Origin of the sequence: Streptomyces sp. ADI96-02 (assembly GCF_003846185.1) — a bacterium.
In the GTDB taxonomy this organism is placed as follows: Bacteria; Actinomycetota; Actinomycetes; order Streptomycetales; family Streptomycetaceae; genus Streptomyces.
In genome coordinates this window covers 3,554,070-3,571,002 of record NZ_ML123034.1, presented here as the reverse complement: position 1 = coordinate 3,571,002, position 16,933 = coordinate 3,554,070, and the positions used below count along the sequence as shown (strand labels likewise).

The window sequence follows — 16,933 nt, the reverse complement described above, 5'->3', positions numbered from 1 at the left end:
GTCGGGGACCGGGTCACCGGTCTCGACGCGGGCGCGGACGACTACCTGGTCAAGCCGTTCGAGCTGGACGAACTCCTCGCCCGCATCCGGGCCCTGCTGCGCCGCAGCTCCTACGCCTCGGCGGCCGGCGCGGACGTGCCCGACGACGACGTCCTCGCCTTCGCCGACCTGCGCATGGACCTCGCCACCCGCGAGGTCACCCGCGGCGCGCGCCGGGTCGAGCTGACCCGCACCGAGTTCACCCTCCTGGAGATGTTCCTGGCCCACCCGCGCCAGGTGCTGACCCGGGAGCAGATCCTGAAGGCGGTCTGGGGCTTCGACTTCGAACCCAGCTCCAACTCCCTGGACGTGTACGTGATGTACCTGCGCCGCAAGACCGAGGCCGGCGGCGAGCCGCGCCTCGTCCACACCGTACGGGGCGTCGGCTACGCGCTGCGCGCGGGCGGCGAGGGATGACCGGCCAGGCGGACCGGTTCCGCGCGCTGCCCCGGCGGCTGCGCGCCCTGCCGCTGCGGTCGCGGCTCGCGATGCTCGTCGCCACGGCGGTCGCGGTCGCCGTCGCGGCGGTGGCGGTGGCCTGCTGGGTGACGACCCGCGAACGGCTGACCGAACAGCTCGACACCACGCTCTCCCAGATCAAGCCCAACGACACCGTGACCAGGCTGCTGACGACGTCCTGCACGAGCGGGCTGCCCAGCGACCTCCAGGTCGTCACCGGCCCGTACACGATCCAGCTGGTCCCGGCCGCCGGCGACCGGCCCTGCACCCTGCCCGGCAAATCGGCCATCCCGATCCAGGAGGACGACCGGGCGGTCGCCCTCGGGCAGCGCAAGGACGCCACGCACACCACGGAGTCGGAGAACGGCACCGCGATGCGCGTCTACACCTCGCCCGCCGGACCCGACCTCGCCATCTCCGTCGCCGTCTCCATGAAGCAGGTGACCGACCCGCTCACCCAGCTCGCCTGGGTGCTGCTGATCGTCTCCGGCATCGGCGTCGTCGGCGCGGGAGCGGCCGGGCTGTGGGTGGCCCGCGCGGGCCTGCGCCCGGTCGACGAGCTGACCGAGGCGGTCGAGCACGTGGCCCGCACCGAGGACCTGACCGTCCGCATCCCCGCCGACGGCGAGGACGAGATCGCCCGGCTGTCGCGCTCCTTCAACTCCATGGCCGCGGCTCTGGCCACCTCCCGCGACCGCCAGGCCCAGCTGATCGCGGACGCCGGCCACGAGCTGCGCACCCCGCTCACCTCGCTCCGTACGAACGTGGAGCTGCTGGCCCGCAGCGACGACACCGGACGCGTCATCCCGCCGGAGGACCGCAAGGAGCTGATGGCCTCGGTGAAGGCGCAGATGACGGAGCTGGCCGCGCTGATCGGCGACCTCCAGGAACTGGCCCGTCCGGACGCCGCCCAGCCCGGCCCGCTCCAGGTGGTGGGCCTGCACGACATCGCCCGCACCGCGCTCCGGCGCGCCCGGCTGCGCGGCCCCGAGCTGACGATCGACGCCGACCTGGCGCCTTGGTACGTACGGGCCGAACCGGCCGCCCTGGAGCGGGCGATCGTCAACGTCCTCGACAACGCCGTGAAGTTCAGCCCGCCGCACGGAGCCGTCGACGTACGGCTGCACCGGGGCGTGCTGACGGTCCGGGACCGCGGCCCCGGCATCCCGGCCGAGGAACTGCCGCACGTCTTCGAGCGCTTCTGGCGCTCGCCGTCCGCCCGCCAGCTCCCCGGCTCCGGCCTCGGCCTGTCCATCGTGGCCCGTACGGTCCATCAGGCGGGCGGCGAGATCACCCTCGGCGCCCCGGCCGAGGGCACCGGGACGGTCGCGTCCCTGAGGTTGCCGGGCGCGCCGGTGCCGCCGCCGGAGCTGTGAGGCGGGTCAGCCGGTCGGGTTGTGCCGGATCAGCGTCTCGACCAGCCCGGACCGGTTGGTGGGGAAGTCCAGCGGGACGATGCCGAGGCCGGTCCAGCCGGCCGTGCCGGAGCCGTTGAGGAACGAGTGCACCTGCGGGTTGAGCCGGTCGGCGTTCCAGCGGGGCGGCATCAGCGCGGCCGTGGAGACGTAGTTCATGAACAGCTTTCCTGGCTGCTGGACGGCCTTGCGGAACTGGTTCTCGATCTTCGGGTACTTGGCGAACGGCTCCGCCATGTAGTCGTCCTGGATGTCGAAGAGCGCGGGGTCGCCGTAGCGCACTCCGGGCAGGCCGCCGTTGTTCGCCAGCAGCACCACCTTGCCGCGGGCGCCGCCGAGCGCGGGCAGCACCGGGTCGAGGTGGAACAGCGAGCGCCAGCCCTTGGTGTCGAGGTAGATGTCGAAGATGCGCCGGAACGCCGCGTCGCTCTCCTGCGAGTACTCCTGCTTGACCCGCATGAGCACGGTCTCCGTCGGCCGCGCCGCGAGGAAGTCGCGACAGGCGATGAGCACGTCGCCGAACATGATGTTCTGGAACGAGGCTCCGTGGTGGATCGCGAAGGAGTCCCCGGTGATCCGGCACCGCACGTCGAGGAAGCGGATGCCGCTGTTCAACTGGTCGGCGACGGTGGTGTTCTGGCACTCGCTCCACGGCCCGCCGAACCGCGCACCGGAGTCGTGCGTTCCGGGGATGGTCATCCGCTGGAACGCCAGGGAGTCGGGCAGCGCGGCCATCCAGTCCTGCGTGCCCCGGACCGCCCGCGTCGACGCCCCGGCGGGGCTCGTGCCGACGCCGACGAGCGCGGTGGCGGAGACGGCCAGCGCCCCGGCCAGGAACCCTCGGCGGCTGGTGAGACCGGCGGGCGCGGGGGCGGACGGGGAGGTGCGGGTGGACACGGGTGCGGACATGCGGAAGCCTCCAACGGCCGTGGGGGGTGCGGCGGGGTGCGGCCCTTGGATTGTGACGGGTGCACGTCACAACCGGAAGAGGGGGACGCGCCCCGGCCCCGGACCGCGCCACCGGGCGCCGGAGGAACGCACCGGGGCGGCGGGCCTCGTACGGCCCGCCGCCCCGGTCCCAACGCCGACCGGCGGCGGTCGGGTGACTACTGGATGACCGTGATCCGGTCCGTCGCCGGCGGGGCCAGCGGCGCGGCGGCCGTGGAGTGGGCCGCCAGGTAGGCGTTGAACAGGTCCAGGTCGGACGCGCCGACCAGCTTGTTCGTGCCCTGGCCGAGCGCCGCGAAGCCGTCGCCGCCGCCCGCCAGGAACTCGTTCATCGCGACGCGGTAGGTCGCGGCCGGGTCGATCGCCGCGCCGTTCAGCTTGACGGAGTCGGCGACCACGCGGGACGCGCCGGTCTTCGTGAGGTCCAGCGTGTAGGTGAGGCCCTTCGAGACCTGGAGGATCTTCGGGCTGGCCTCGTTGGAGCCGCTGACCTGCTGCTGGAGCGCGGTGACCAGCTGCGCGCCGGTGAGGTCGACCACGTTCATCATGTTGGTGAACGGCTGGACGGTGAACGCCTCGCCGTACGTGACGACCCCGTCGCCCTCACCGCCGGACGCCTTGTGGACCAGGTCCGCGCGGATGCCGCCCGGGTTCATGAGGGCGATCTGCGCGCCGCCCTTGTCGGCCGGGGCCAGTCCCTCCAACTGCGCGTCGGCGATGACGCTGCCGAGCGGCTTCTCCAGGGCGGTGGAGCCCCGGCCGTTGATGTCGGCGGTGATCCAGCCCTGCGGCCGGTTGGCGATGGGCGCGGCGAGCTTGTTCCAGCGCTCGATCAGCCGGGTCATGTCGGTGGCCTTGGCCTGGTCCCGGGAGACGACGTGGTTCGCGGACTCCACCGACGTACGGACGATGTCGTCCGTGCGGCGGTCGTAGGTCAGCGTGGTGTCCGTGTACAGCTTGCCGAAGGAGGAGGCCGAGGTGACCGTGCGCGGCTTGCCCGACGGGTCCGGGACGGTGCACGCGTACGCCTGGTGGGTGTGGCCGGTGACCAGCGCGTCGACCTTCGGCGTGATGCCCTTGGCGATGTCGACGACCGGGCCGGAGACGCCGTCGCCCGGACCGGGGCTGTCGCAGTCGTAGTTGTACGACGAGGAGGCCGGGGCGCCGCCCTCGTGGATCAGCGCGACGATCGACTTCACGCCCTTGCGGTCCAGCTCGCGGGCGTACTTGTTGATCGTCTCGACCTCGTCGTGGAACTTCAGGCCCTTGACGCCGTTGGCCGTGACGATGTTCGGGGTGCCCTCCAGGGTCACGCCGATGAAGCCGATCCGGACGCCGTTCTTCTTCCAGACCGTGTACGGCTTGAGGAGCGGCCTGCCGGACTTCTCCTTGGTCACGTTGGCCGCGAGGTAGGGGAAGTCCGCGCCCTTGAACCTCTTGCCCTTCTCGTAGCAGCCCTCGACCGGGTGGCAGCCGCCGTTCTGGAGGCGGGCCAGCTCGGCCGCGCCCTCGTCGAACTCGTGGTTGCCGACGGCCGTGACGTCCAGGTCGAGGCCGTTCAGCGCCTCGATGGTGGGCTCGTCGTGGAAGAGGCCCGACAGCAGCGGGCTCGCGCCGACCATGTCGCCGCCGGCCGCCGTGACGGAGTACGGGTTGCCCTTGCGCGCGGTGCGCAGCGAGCTCGCCAGGTACTCGACGCCGCCGGCCGGGACGGCCTTCACGGTGCCGTCGGCCTGCTTCTCGGAGACCGTGCCGGCGGAGCCGGCCGGGGGCTCCAGGTTGCCGTGGAGGTCGTTGAAGGACAGCAACTGCACGTCGACGGTACGGGGCTGGTGCCCGTGGCCGTCGCCGTGCCCGTGGCCGCGGCCCTGGGCTCCCGCCGGCATCGCGGCGACGAGCGCGCCCACGGTGGCCAGGCCGGCCGCGGCGGCGAGCACCCGCCGGGCCGCGCGGTTCTTCTGCGGAGTCGCTGACATCGGTCCCCTTGTAGTGTCACGTCTGGAATCCTGCGTGCCGCAGCCTAGGGTCAACGCGCGTAGCGCAACAGGTGTTCGGGGTTACGAGCTGGTTGCCATCCCGCCAAAAGGGTCGCCGGGACCGCACCGAGGCGGGCGGTACCGGCCATAAGCCGTGCAGAGTTGAACAGAGCCGGTCATACGCCTCGGAACGGGGCTCCTTTCCGGCCGCCCCGCCGGCAGGACACCGCGGGCGTACCGGCGTCCCGCATCCGCCCCGGCCCTGCACCGCTCCCCGTACGCTCGTCCCCATGACGACTGACGTACCCCTCCCCGCCCCCGGACGCGAGATTCAGGCCCTCGACGCACTCGATCCCGCCCAGGCCGACGCCGTCCTCGACCTGCTCGCCGAGGCCGCCGGGTCCGACGGCCGGCAGGCCGTCTCCGAACAGGGCAGGCTCCGGATCCGGGGCGGACACCGCGACGGCGTACGCCACTTCCTGCTCACGGTCGACGGCTCGCTCACCGGGTACGCCCAGTTGGAGGACACCGACCCTGTGGAGGCCCCGGCCGCCGAACTCGTCGTCCGCCCCGACCGGCGCGGCAGCGGCCACGGCCGGGCCCTGGGCTCGGCCCTCCTCGCCGCGACCGGCAAGCGGCTGCGGGTCTGGGCGCACGGCGGCGGGTCGGCCGCCCGCCATCTGGCCCAGGTCCTCGGCCTCTCCCTCTTCCGCGAGCTGCGCCAGCTCCGCCGGAGCCTGATCCCGCTCGACCTGCCGGAGCCCGCGCTGCCCGAGGGCGTCACCGTACGGACCTTCACGCCCGGTGTCGACGACGCCGCCTGGCTCGCCGTCAACAGCGCCGCCTTCGCCCACCACCCCGAGCAGGGCTCGCTCACCCAGCAGGACCTGGACGACCGGAAGGCGGAGCCCTGGTTCGACCCGAAGGGCTTCTTCCTGGCCGAGCGGGACGGCGCGATCGTCGGCTTCCACTGGACGAAGGTGCACGCCGAGGAGCAGTTGGGCGAGGTGTACGTGGTCGGGATCCTCCCCGAGGCGCAGGGCGGCGGCCTCGGCAAGGCGCTGACCGCGATCGGCCTGCGCCACCTGGCCGCCCAGCAGTTGCCCACCGCGATGCTCTACGTGGACGCCGACAACACGGCGGCGGTCGCGGTGTACGAGCGGATGGGCTTCACCACGCACGAGGTGGACCTGATGTACCGCACGGAGTCCTGAACGCCGGGTCGGCGGCACGGCGGCTCCCGGCGGGCGCCGCACAGCGCCCGACAGCTTTCGGCGTGCCCGCGTCACAGAACCTCCCTCCTCACCCCTGAAGAAAATCTATAGCCGCCACGGTAGACATCCGGCGTCGAGCGGGGTTAGTGTTCTGTCGTAGCCGAAAACCACAGGGCACGGCAGACACGAACTGCCGTGCACGCAGGTCAGAGCAGTGAGCGGAACGGCAGTGGAGCGCAGGGGCCGGAATCGGTGGGTCCCCGCGCTGGCTGCCGGGCCGTGCGGCCCCAGGGGCCGCACGCAGTGAAGAAGACCGAACCGAACGAACGAGGTAAGGAGCAGACGCCATCAGGATCGCCTGAGCGAGGAAATCTCCGCTCGGGTACCGCAGACCCCGGAACGGAAGGTGGTCCCCGGTCACGCATCCGCGATCCCCGCTCCTCGGCCCTCCCGGGCCGACCGGCGGAACAAGAGGGCCGGCGCACGGCGTCGGCAGATGGTGTTGAAAGCTCGGGGCCCGAGTGCCGTACGGCACTCGGGCCCCCCGACGTGTCCCCGAAAGAAGAGGTGCTATGCCCCCTCGCAGTACCCGCCCCGCCGACAATCTCGACGACGACGACTATCCCGCCTACACCATGGGCCGGGCCGCCGAGATGCTCGGCACCACCCCCGCCTTCCTGCGCACGCTCGGCGAGAACCGCCTGATCACCCCGCTGCGCTCCGACGGGGGCCACCGCCGCTACTCCCGCTACCAGCTGCGCATCGCCTCCCGCGCCCGTGAGCTCGTGGACCAGGGCACCAAGATCGAGGACGCCTGCCGCATCGTCATCCTGGAAGACCAGCTGGAAGAGGCGCAGCGCATCAACGAGGAGCTGCGCGCCCATCGCGCGACGTCCCCGCCCACCGCCTGAGACTCCCGGCCGGGCAGCCCGATCCACACCCGGAAGCCCGCCCGGCCGCCCCGGGGCGGCGTCACGCGACTCCGCCCCGGCCGGTCTCCCCGCACCGCCGGGCTCGCCACCCGAACGGCCGTACCGGTCGGCCCCGGGAGCGGTTCCGGAAGCCCTACCCGTACCGTCATCCTCCGGCCACACGTCGGCGCGCTCCGGGCCCCGCCGAGTCCGATCGGCAGGCACACCGCTTCCTGTACGTCATGTCGCCGTTACCGGCCATTCAGACTCCCTTGGGAACCTCACGGGATGCAGCCAGCCGTGCCCGTACCCCGCCGCGGCGGGAGAACGCACGGGGGCGGCGCCGGGTCCCCCTCCGGCCCCGGCCTCCGCTCCCACCTCGGGTTTTCCGGGCCTTCCGCGATCCTTCCCGGCTCCGACGCGCCTGAAGGGCCCTCCACGCGGAAGAATGGGTTCATGAGCCAGCAGCCCAGCTCCGAGGTCCCGGTCCAGCCCGCCGCCCAGCCGTCGGTCGGCTCCCTCGCCGCGAACCGGCCGAGCGCCGTCGCCGGCTCCTCCTCCCACGGAGTCGGCTTCTCCACCGCCGCCGACCTGGACCCCGACCTCGACGCCGACGCGGACGCCTACGAGCCCGACCGGGACGGCGACCAGCTCCCCCAGGGCCGCTTCCTGGACCGCGAACGCAGCTGGCTCGCCTTCAACGAACGCGTCCTGGAGCTGGCCGAGGACCCGGCCACGCCCCTGCTGGAACGCGCCAACTTCCTGGCGATCTTCGCCTCCAACCTGGACGAGTTCTTCATGGTCCGGGTGGCCGGCCTCAAGCGGCGCATCGCCACCGGCGTCGCCACCCGCTCCGCCTCCGGCCTCCAGCCCCGCGAGGTCCTCGACCTGATCTGGACCCGCTCGCGCGAGCTGATGGCCCGGCACGCCGCCTGCTTCCAGCAGGACATCGCCCCGGCCCTGTCCGACGAGGGCATCCAGCTGATCCGCTGGCCGGATCTGACCGAGAAGGAGCAGGCCCGCCTGTTCACCTTCTTCCGGCAGCGCGTCTTCCCGGTCCTGACCCCGCTGGCCGTCGACCCCGCGCACCCCTTCCCCTACATCTCCGGGCTCTCCCTCAACCTGGCCGTCGTCGTCCGCAACCCGGTCAGCGGCCACCGGCACTTCGCCCGGGTCAAGGTCCCGCCGCTGCTGACCCGCTTCCTGGAGGCGTCGCCGCAGCGCTACGTCCCCATAGAGGACGTCATCGCCGCCCACCTGGAGGAGCTGTTCCCGGGCATGGAGGTGCTGGCGCACCACATGTTCCGGGTCACCAGGAACGAGGACCTGGAGGTCGAGGAGGACGACGCGGAGAACCTGCTCCAGGCCCTGGAGAAGGAGCTGATGCGCCGCCGCTTCGGCCCGCCCGTGCGCCTGGAGGTCGAGGAGTCGATCGACCCGTACGTCCTGGACCTGCTGGTCCGCGAGCTGAAAGTGTCCGACGCCGAGGTCTATCCGCTGCCCGGACCGCTCGACCTCACCGGCCTGTTCGCCATCGCCTCGCTGGACCGGCCGGAGCTGAAGTTCCCCAAGTTCATCGCCGGCACCCACCGCGACCTCGCCGAGGTCGAGTCCGCCTCCGCGCCTGACATCTTCGCCGCGCTGCGCGAACGGGACGTGCTCCTCCACCACCCGTACGACTCCTTCTCCACCTCCGTCCAGGCGTTCCTGGAACAGGCCGCGGGCGACCCGGACGTCCTGGCGATCAAGCAGACGCTGTACCGGACCTCCGGCGACTCCCCGATAGTGGACGCCCTCATCGACGCCGCCGAGTCCGGCAAGCAGGTCCTCGTCCTGGTCGAGATCAAGGCGCGCTTCGACGAGCAGGCCAACATCAAGTGGGCCCGCAAGCTGGAGGAGGCCGGTTGCCACGTCGTGTACGGGCTCGTCGGCCTCAAGACCCACTGCAAGCTGTCGCTCGTCGTCCGCCAGGAGGGCGACACGCTGCGCCGGTACTCCCACGTCGGCACCGGCAACTACCACCCCAAGACGGCCCGGCTCTACGAGGACCTGGGCCTGCTGACGGCGGACCCGCAGGTCGGCGCGGACCTCTCCGACCTGTTCAACCGGCTCTCCGGCTACTCCCGCCGCGAGACCTACCGCCGCCTGCTGGTGGCTCCGAAGTCCCTGCGCGACGGGCTGATCGCCCGCATCAACAAGGAGATCGCCCACCACCGCGCCGGCCGCCCCGCCTACGTACGCTTCAAGGTCAACTCGATGGTCGACGAAGCGATCATCGACGCCTGCTACCGGGCCGCCCAGGCCGGCGTCCCCGTCGACATCTGGGTGCGCGGCATCTGCGCGATCCGCCCCGGCGTCCCCGGACTCTCCGAGAACGTGCGGGTCCGCTCGATACTCGGCCGCTTCCTCGAACACTCCCGGGTCTTCTCCTTCGGCAACGGCGGCGAGCCCGAGGTGTGGTTCGGCAGCGCCGACATGATGCACCGCAACCTCGACCGCCGGATCGAAGCCCTGGTCCGGGTCACCGACCCCGCCCACCGCGCCGCGCTCAGCCGACTCCTGGAGACCGGTATGGCCGACACCACCTCCTCCTGGCACCTGGGTTCCGACGGGAACTGGACCCGGCACGCCACGGACGCGGAGGGCCAGCCGCTGCGGCACGTCCAGGAAATGCTCATTGACGCCCGGAGGCGCCGGCGTGCGACGCCCTGACCAGCAGACGACGACCCGGCCGGCCGCCGAAGCGGCCCCGGCCGCCCCCGCCGAGGGACCGCGCGACCGGGCCCCCGACGGCGCCGCCGCCCGCGCCCGCGAGCTCCGCACCCGGGTCTGCGGCGACCCGACCGCCGACGCCGTCCTCGCGCCCTACCTGCGCGGACAGGCCGCGGACTTCCTGCGCAGCCTGCGCCTGCACCGCGAGCACAGCGCCCCCGCCGACTCCGGCGACCAGGGAGCCGAACGCGCCGCCCGCGCGCTGCGCCGCTCGGCCCGGCGCATCAGCGGCTCGCTGCACACCTTCCGCCCCGTGCTCGACCCGGCCTGGGCCGACCAGGTCCGCACCGAACTGGCCTGGCTCTCCGGCACCCTCGCCCGCGAACACGCCTACGCGGGCCGCCTCACCCGGCTCGTCGAGGCCCTGCACCGGCTCTCCGGGGCCGCCCTGCCACCGCCGCGCGGATCGGGGCCCGTACACCGGGAGACCGCCACCGGCTCCGCCGACGCCCAGGGGCGCGCCGCGCTCGGAGTCGGCGCCGCCCGCGCCGGGGCCCTGCTGGAACGACAGCTCACCCTCGCCCGGACCCGGGCCCACTCCGCCGCGCTCCAGGCGCTCGGCTCCGCCCGCTTCCACGCGGTCGCCGACGCCGTCGCCCTCCTCGCCTCCGAGGTGCCGCTCGCCCCGGGCGTCACCGGCCGCGGGACCGAAGCGCTCCTGGAGCCCGCCGAACGCGCCGAACAGCGCGTGCTCGGCGCGGTCGCCGCCCTGCCCGCCGACGCGGCGATCCAGCCGTACAACGAGGCGCAGGACGCGGCGTGGCACCAGGCCCGCCTGCTGCTGCGGCTGCACCGGTACGCCCACGAGGTCGTCCTCGGTGCCGCCGACCCGGCCCTCACCGGCGCGGGCCACGCCCTCGACCTGCACCGCGACGCGGCCGAGGCGGCTGCCGCCGCGGCGGCAGCCGCCCGCACCCCGCGGATCGCGCCCGCCACCGCGTACGCGCTCGGGGTGCTCCACGCCGACCAGCGGCACGAGGTGGAGGCCGCGCGGGCGGTGTTCCGGGAGGCATGGCCGTACGCGGCGGCCATGACCCGGCCGTGACCCGCCCGCAGCCGCCCGGCGAAGGAGCGGCGGACCACCCTCGGAGCACCGTGCTGGCCGCGGGCTGCGTGCTGTGGCGCCGCTCGCCGGACGGCGGCGGGCTGGAGGTCTGCCTGGTCCACCGGCCGCGCTACGACGACTGGTCCTTCCCGAAGGGCAAGCTGAAGCGCGGCGAGGACGCGCTGGCCGCCGCCGTACGCGAAGTACAGGAGGAAACCGGCCATCTCTGCGCGCCCGGCGCCCGGCTCCCTACGTCCCACTACCTGGTGGACGGACGCCCCAAGGAGGTCGCCTACTGGGCCGCCGAGGCGACCGGCGGGGCCTTCGCCGCCAACGACGAGGTGGACCGCGTCCAGTGGCTGACGCCCGGCGCGGCCCGCACCCGCCTCACCCAGCCCCGCGACGGCGTCCAGCTCACCGCCCTGCTCGACGCCCTCGGGCACGGCTGAGACCTGCGGCAACGCCCCGCACGGGGCCCTTCCGTCCGCCCCGCGCCGGAGAGCCGGCCGCCCCGCCGACCGGGCCCGCCCCCGGCGGCGTACGCGCGACAGCGGATTCGGCGGTGGGCCCGGCGTACCCGCACTTGCCTGTCCGGCACGGTTCACCTGCCGTTCACTCTCTCCCGTAGGCCGCTTCACCTGTTCTGCCTAATTTCGGACGTACACGGTGCGCGGCGCTACGCCGCAGTGCCGCTCCTCAACGCACGCCGTCGTAGAACGAACAGACCACGGCGGCTCCTGGAAGGAACACCCGAAGTGAAGCTTCAGCGCAAGAACCGGCTTCGTGCCACCGCGCTCGGTGCCCTCGCCGTCTCCGGCGCCCTGGTCCTCACGGCGTGCGGTTCGGACGACAACACCGGCGGCGCCACCGCCGCGGGCGGTAAGACGACCGCGGCGTCGGACGTCGACTGCGGCGACGCGAAGGGCCAGCTGCGCGCGTCCGGCTCCAGCGCGCAGAAGAACGCCATGGACCTCTGGGTGAAGAACTACATGGCCGCCTGCCCCGGCGTGGAGATCAACTACAACTCCTCGTCCTCCGGTGAGGGCATCGTCGCCTTCAACCAGGGCACCGTGGGCTTCGCCGGCTCCGACTCGGCCCTGAAGCCCGAGGAGGTCGCCGACTCCAGGAAGACGTGCGGGAAGGGCCAGGGCATCAACCTCCCGATGGTCGGCGGCCCGATCGCGGTCGGCTACAACCTGGAGGGCGTCGACAACCTCGTCCTGGACGCGCCCACGCTCGCCAAGATCTTCGACAGCAAGATCAAGAAGTGGAACGACCCGGCGATCGCCAAGCTCAACGACGGCGTCGACCTCCCGGACAAGGCGATCCAGGCGTTCCACCGCTCCGAGGACTCCGGCACCACGCAGAACCTCGGCAAGTACCTGAACGCCGCCGCCCCGTCCGACTGGAAGTACGAGGCCGAGAAGAAGTGGCCCGCACCCGGCGGCCAGGCAGCGTCCGGCTCCTCCGGCGTCGCCGCCCAGGTGAAGCAGGTCGACGGCGCGATCGGCTACTTCGAGCTCTCCTACGCCACCTCGCAGGACATCCCCACCGTCGACATCAACACCGGCGGCTCCGCCCCGGTGAAGGCCACCTCGGAGAACGCCTCCCAGGCCATCGCCGCCGCCAAGATCAAGGGCACCGGCAAGGACCTGGCGCTCGACCTCGACTACACCACCAAGGCCGAGGGCGCCTACCCGCTGGTCCTGGTGACCTACGAGGTCGTCTGCGACAGCGGCAACAAGCCCGAGACGCTCCCCACCGTCAAGTCCTTCCTGGGCTACACCGCTTCCGAGGACGGCCAGAAGGTCCTCACCGACGCCGGCTACGCGCCCATCCCGGCCGAGATCAACGCCAAGGTCCGCGAGACCGTCGCCTCCCTGTCGTAACACCGGGACCGGCGTCACACCGGGACCCACCTCCCGGCGCAGTACGCGCCACCCGCAGGCGCGGCCGGTCCGGCGCACCCCTTCGGACCGGCCCGCCGCCCCCGCCCCACCCTCCATCCGGTGCACCGCCGCCAGGGAAGCGACTCCGCTCCCCCACACAGACCGGAAAGACCATGGCTTCCACCACACCGATAGACACGCCACCGGCGCCGCCGGTCCAGCGGCCCCGCCCCCGGTCCACCGGGCGCGCGGGCGACAAGATCTTCCTGGGCCTCTCGCGCGGCTCGGGCATCCTGCTGCTCGTGATCATGGCGTCGATCGCCGTGTTCCTCACCTACCGCTCCGTCCTCGCCATCTCGAAGGACGAGGGCAACTTCCTCACCACCTTCGACTGGAACCCGGCCGGCGACCCGCCGGTCTTCGGCATCGCGGTCCTGCTCTTCGGCACCGTCGTCAGCTCGGTCATCGCGATGGTCATCGCGGTCCCGATCGCCGTCGGCATCGCCCTGTTCATCTCGCACTACGCGCCGCGCAGGCTGGCCGCGCCCATCGCGTACGTGGTGGACCTGCTGGCCGCCGTGCCGAGCATCGTCTACGGCATCTGGGGCGCCCTGGTCCTGGTGCCGTACCTCGAAGGACTCAACCTCTGGCTCGACCAGTTCTTCGGCTGGACCTACATCTTCGAGAAGACCGAGGTCGGCGTCGCCCGCTCGCTCTTCACCGTCGGCATCCTCCTCGCGATCATGATCCTGCCGATCGTGACCAGCGTCAGCCGCGAAGTCTTCCTCCAGGTCCCGAAGATGAACGAGGAGGCCGCACTGGCCCTCGGCGCGACCCGCTGGGAGGTCATCCGCCTCTCGGTGCTGCCCTTCGGCCGCTCCGGCATCATCTCCGCCTCGATGCTGGGCCTGGGCCGGGCGCTCGGCGAGACGATGGCCGTCGCCACGGTCCTCTCCCCGAACTTCCTCATCTCGCTGCACCTGCTCAACCCCGGCGGAGGGACGTTCGCCCAGAACATCGCCGCCAAGTTCGGCGAGGCCGACGCGTTCGGGCGGGACGCCCTGATCGCCTCCGGCCTCGTCCTCTTCGTCCTCACCCTGCTGGTCAACGGCGCGGCCCGGCTCATCATCGCCCGCCGCAAGGAGTACTCGGGGGCCAACGCATGAGCAACGCACCCACCGGCGTCCAGGAACGCCGGACACCCGCACCCCCCTCCCCCGGCGGCAGCCTCAGCAGCCGCTCCCTCCCGCGCTTCGCGCCGCTCGGCTTCGCCGTCGTGTCGATCGCGCTGGGCGTCGGCCTCTCGCTGGCCGCCGGCTGGCAGAGCCGCGTCCAGTGGGGCCTGATCTCGGCCCTGCTCTTCCTGGCCGTCTCGTACGTCGCGACCACCATCGTCGAGAACCAGCGCCAGGCCAGGAACCGCCTCGCCACGAGCGTGATGTGGGTCTGCTTCCTGATTGCCGTCGTACCGCTGGCCTCGCTGCTGTGGACGACGATCACCCGCGGCGCCGAGCGCCTGGACGGCTACTTCCTCACCCACTCGATGGCCGGCGTGCTCGGCTCGGAAGCCAGCGGCGGCGTCTACCACGCGCTGCTCGGCACCCTGGAGCAGGTCGGCATCGCCACGGTGATCTCCGCCCCGCTCGGCCTGCTGACCGCCGTCTACCTGGTGGAGTACGGAAAGGGCGCGCTCGCCCGCGCCGTCACGTTCTTCGTCGACGTGATGACGGGCATCCCGTCCATCGTGGCCGGCCTCTTCATCCTGTCGATCATGCTGATCGCCGACATCCAGCCGTCCGGCCTGATGGGCGCGCTGGCCCTGACGATCCTGATGATCCCGGTCGTGGTGCGCTCCACCGAGGAGATGCTCAAGCTCGTCCCCAACGAGCTGCGCGAGGCGTCCCTCGCCCTCGGCATCCCGAAGTGGCGCACGATCCTGAAGGTGGTCCTGCCCACCGCGATCGGCGGCATCACCACCGGCGTCATGCTCGCCATCGCGCGCATCGCCGGCGAGACCGCCCCGATCATCCTGCTGGTCTTCGGCAGCCAGATGATCAACGCGAACCCCTTCGAAGGCGCCCAGTCGTCGCTGCCCTTCTACATCTACGAGCAGTACAAGATCGGTGAGGCAGCCTCCTACGACCGCGCCTGGGCCGCCGCCCTGGTGCTGATCGCCTTCGTCATGATCCTCAACCTCGTGGCCCGCGGCATCGCCCGCTGGAAGGCCCCGAAGACCGGTCGCTGACGCGGCCGTCAGCGACCTCCCGAAAGAAGCAGTGATCTCCATGGCCAAGCGCATCGACATCAGCGGCCTCAGCGCCTTCTACGGCACCCACAAGGCCATCGAGGACATCTCGATGACCGTGGAGCCCCGCTCCGTGACCGCCTTCATCGGCCCGTCCGGCTGCGGCAAGTCCACCTTCCTGCGCACCCTGAACCGGATGCACGAGGTCACCCCCGGCGGCCGGGTCGAGGGCAAGGTGCTCCTGGACGACGAGAACCTCTACGGTTCCGGCGTCGACCCGGTCACCGTACGCCGCACGGTCGGCATGGTCTTCCAGCGCCCGAACCCGTTCCCCACCATGTCGATCTTCGACAACGTGGCGGCGGGGCTGCGGCTGAACGGCAGCTACCGCAAGAGCGAGCTGCACGACATCGTGGAGAGGTCGCTGCGCGGCGCGAACCTCTGGAACGAGGTCAAGGACCGGCTGAACAAGCCCGGTTCCGGCCTCTCCGGCGGCCAGCAGCAGCGCCTGTGCATCGCCCGCGCCATCGCGGTCGAGCCGGACGTCCTGCTGATGGACGAGCCGTGCTCCGCCCTCGACCCGATCTCCACCCTCGCCATCGAGGACCTGATCGGCGAGCTGAAGGAGCGCTTCACGATCGTCATCGTGACGCACAACATGCAGCAGGCGGCCCGCGTCTCGGACCGCACGGCGTTCTTCAACCTCGCCGCCGTCGGCAAGCCCGGCCGGCTCATCGAGATAGACGAGACGGAGCGGATCTTCTCCAACCCGTCGGTCCAGGCCACCGAGGACTACATCTCCGGCCGCTTCGGCTGACCGGCCCCGGCCCCGGTACGGACCGGGGCCCCGCGACAGCCTTGCGGTGCTGCATGGCGGTGCCACCACAAGGCGAAAGGGTCCGCCCCCGCTCTCCGGGAGGAGAGCGGGGGCGGACCCATGTGCGCGGCCGGGCTCGCGGCGCTGAAGGGCCGGCTCCCTCAGCCGGGGTCCGGGCCCGCTCAGCCGGGGTCCGGGACCGCTCAGCCGAAGAGCAGCACCACGACGCCGTAGCTCAGCGCGGCGACCAGGGCCGCGGCCGGCATGGTGATGAACCAGCCCAGGATGATGTTCTTGGCGACACCCCAGCGCACGGCGTTCACGCGCTTCGTCGCGCCGACGCCCATGATCGCGGAGGTGATGACGTGCGTGGTGGAGATGGGGGCGTGGAAGAGGAACGCGGAGCCGAACATGATCGAGGCGCCGGTCGTCTCGGCCGCGAAGCCCTGCGGCGGGTCCAGCTCGATGATCTTGCGGCCGAGGGTCCGCATGATGCGCCACCCGCCCGCGTACGTACCCAGCGAGAGCATCAGGGCGCAGGCGACCTTCACCCAGACCGGGATCTCGTCGTTCGGGCCCTCGATATCGGCGATGACGAGGGCCATGACCACGATGCCCATCGTCTTCTGGGCGTCCTGGAGGCCGTGCCCCAGGGCCATGCCCGCCGCCGATACCGTCTGGGCTATCCGGAAGCCGCGTTTGGCCTTGTGCGGGTTGGCGTTCCGGAACATCCACATGATGCCGACCATCACCAGGTAGCCGACCACCAGGCCGACGACCGGGGAGACGAACATCGGGATGACGACCTTCTCCAGCACGCCGGTCCAGATCACGTCCGTGCCGCCGGCCAGCGCCGCGCCGACCATGCCGCCGAACAGCGCGTGCGAGGACGAGGAGGGCAGGCCGAAGTACCAGGTGACGAGGTTCCAGATGATCGCGCCGACCAGCGCCGCGAACAGGATGCCCATCCCCTTCTGGCCCACCGGGGTGGCGATCAGCCCTTCGCTGACGGTCTTGGCGACCCCCTGGCCCAGGAAGGCGCCCGCCAGGTTCATCACCGCCGCCATCGCCAGAGCCGCACGCGGGGTCAGCGCCCGGGTGGAGACCGAGGTGGCGATGGCGTTCGCGGAGTCGTGGAAGCCGTTCGTATACGTGAAGCCGAGCGCGACGCCGATGGTCACGATCAGCGCAAAGGTGTCCACG

The 16,933-nt window shown here is 71.9% G+C and carries 14 protein-coding genes; 11 read left to right on the top strand and 3 right to left on the bottom strand.

Annotation, left to right across the window (positions count from 1 at the left end; all coding sequences use genetic code 11):
* Together EES43_RS15610 and EES43_RS15605 are read left to right on the top strand one after the other, a co-directional pair.
* The coding region (locus tag EES43_RS15610; RefSeq protein ID WP_164493179.1) for a winged helix-turn-helix domain-containing protein at positions 1-456 on the top strand (456 nt) is incomplete at its 5' end.
* Complete coding sequence (locus tag EES43_RS15605; protein WP_124272000.1) at positions 453-1,874, top strand: HAMP domain-containing sensor histidine kinase; 1,422 nt, start codon at positions 453-455, stop codon at positions 1,872-1,874. The genes EES43_RS15610 and EES43_RS15605, both read left to right, overlap by 4 nt.
* A 6-nt stretch (positions 1,875-1,880) precedes the next feature.
* On the opposite strand, the gene EES43_RS15600 is transcribed toward EES43_RS15605, so the two are convergent.
* Together EES43_RS15600 and EES43_RS15595 are read right to left on the bottom strand one after the other, a co-directional pair.
* A complete protein-coding gene (locus EES43_RS15600; RefSeq protein WP_124269282.1) occupies positions 1,881-2,822 on the bottom strand; it encodes a phosphatidylinositol-specific phospholipase C in 942 nt (313 codons plus the stop codon).
* Between the two features lie 197 nt (positions 2,823-3,019).
* On the bottom strand, positions 3,020-4,837 hold the full coding sequence (locus EES43_RS15595; protein WP_124269281.1) for a bifunctional metallophosphatase/5'-nucleotidase: 1,818 nt from the start codon (positions 4,835-4,837) through the stop codon (positions 3,020-3,022).
* A 290-nt stretch (positions 4,838-5,127) separates the two neighbouring features.
* On the opposite strand from EES43_RS15595, the gene mshD reads away from it, so the two are divergent.
* The 9 genes from mshD to pstB all read left to right on the top strand — a co-directional run bounded on the left by mshD (position 5,128) and on the right by pstB (position 15,730).
* Positions 5,128-6,051, top strand: coding sequence for a mycothiol synthase (gene mshD / locus EES43_RS15590; RefSeq protein ID WP_124269280.1), 924 nt, complete (start codon positions 5,128-5,130; stop codon positions 6,049-6,051).
* Positions 6,052-6,623: 572 nt separating this feature from the next.
* Complete coding sequence (locus tag EES43_RS15585; RefSeq protein ID WP_124269279.1) at positions 6,624-6,962, top strand: MerR family transcriptional regulator; 339 nt, start codon at positions 6,624-6,626, stop codon at positions 6,960-6,962.
* A gap of 456 nt (positions 6,963-7,418) precedes the next feature.
* A complete protein-coding gene (locus EES43_RS15580) occupies positions 7,419-9,674 on the top strand; it encodes an RNA degradosome polyphosphate kinase (protein ID WP_124269278.1) in 2,256 nt (751 codons plus the stop codon).
* Positions 9,661-10,779: a CHAD domain-containing protein gene (locus EES43_RS15575; RefSeq protein WP_124269277.1), complete on the top strand. Its 1,119-nt coding sequence runs from the start codon at positions 9,661-9,663 to the stop codon at positions 10,777-10,779. The genes EES43_RS15580 and EES43_RS15575 overlap by 14 nt, the downstream gene beginning before the upstream one ends.
* A complete protein-coding gene (locus EES43_RS15570) occupies positions 10,776-11,228 on the top strand; it encodes an NUDIX hydrolase (protein WP_241192443.1) in 453 nt (150 codons plus the stop codon). The genes EES43_RS15575 and EES43_RS15570 overlap by 4 nt, the downstream gene beginning before the upstream one ends.
* A gap of 306 nt (positions 11,229-11,534) precedes the next feature.
* Positions 11,535-12,668 (top strand): phosphate ABC transporter substrate-binding protein PstS, encoded by a 1,134-nt coding sequence (gene pstS / locus EES43_RS15565; protein WP_124269275.1) that lies wholly within the window; start codon positions 11,535-11,537, stop codon positions 12,666-12,668.
* A 173-nt stretch (positions 12,669-12,841) separates the two neighbouring features.
* The gene (gene pstC, locus EES43_RS15560) at positions 12,842-13,834 is read left to right on the top strand and encodes a phosphate ABC transporter permease subunit PstC (protein WP_124269274.1); all 993 of its coding nucleotides are present in this window, start codon (positions 12,842-12,844) and stop codon (positions 13,832-13,834) included.
* The gene (gene pstA / locus EES43_RS15555; RefSeq protein ID WP_124269273.1) at positions 13,831-14,913 is read left to right on the top strand and encodes a phosphate ABC transporter permease PstA; all 1,083 of its coding nucleotides are present in this window, start codon (positions 13,831-13,833) and stop codon (positions 14,911-14,913) included. The genes pstC and pstA overlap by 4 nt, the downstream gene beginning before the upstream one ends.
* A 40-nt stretch (positions 14,914-14,953) precedes the next feature.
* Complete coding sequence (gene pstB, locus EES43_RS15550) at positions 14,954-15,730, top strand: phosphate ABC transporter ATP-binding protein PstB (RefSeq protein ID WP_124269272.1); 777 nt, start codon at positions 14,954-14,956, stop codon at positions 15,728-15,730.
* A gap of 203 nt (positions 15,731-15,933) precedes the next feature.
* Here the strand turns inward: pstB and EES43_RS15545 are convergent, their stop codons facing one another.
* The gene (locus EES43_RS15545) at positions 15,934-16,932 is read right to left on the bottom strand and encodes an inorganic phosphate transporter (RefSeq protein WP_124269271.1); all 999 of its coding nucleotides are present in this window, start codon (positions 16,930-16,932) and stop codon (positions 15,934-15,936) included.
* Position 16,933 lies beyond the last annotated feature (1 nt).

Bases quoted from the DNA above. Each gene is read 5' to 3' on its own strand.
- EES43_RS15605 (WP_124272000.1), top strand. From the start codon at position 453: ATGACCGGCCAGGCGGACCGGTTCCGCGCGCTGCCCCGGCGGCTGCGC.
- EES43_RS15600 (WP_124269282.1), bottom strand. From the start codon at position 2,822: ATGTCCGCACCCGTGTCCACCCGCACCTCCCCGTCCGCCCCCGCGCCC.
- EES43_RS15595 (WP_124269281.1), bottom strand. From the start codon at position 4,837: ATGTCAGCGACTCCGCAGAAGAACCGCGCGGCCCGGCGGGTGCTCGCC.
- mshD (WP_124269280.1), top strand. From the start codon at position 5,128: ATGACGACTGACGTACCCCTCCCCGCCCCCGGACGCGAGATTCAGGCC.
- EES43_RS15585 (WP_124269279.1), top strand. From the start codon at position 6,624: ATGCCCCCTCGCAGTACCCGCCCCGCCGACAATCTCGACGACGACGAC.
- EES43_RS15580 (WP_124269278.1), top strand. From the start codon at position 7,419: ATGAGCCAGCAGCCCAGCTCCGAGGTCCCGGTCCAGCCCGCCGCCCAG.
- pstC (WP_124269274.1), top strand. From the start codon at position 12,842: ATGGCTTCCACCACACCGATAGACACGCCACCGGCGCCGCCGGTCCAG.
- pstA (WP_124269273.1), top strand. From the start codon at position 13,831: ATGAGCAACGCACCCACCGGCGTCCAGGAACGCCGGACACCCGCACCC.
- pstB (WP_124269272.1), top strand. From the start codon at position 14,954: ATGGCCAAGCGCATCGACATCAGCGGCCTCAGCGCCTTCTACGGCACC.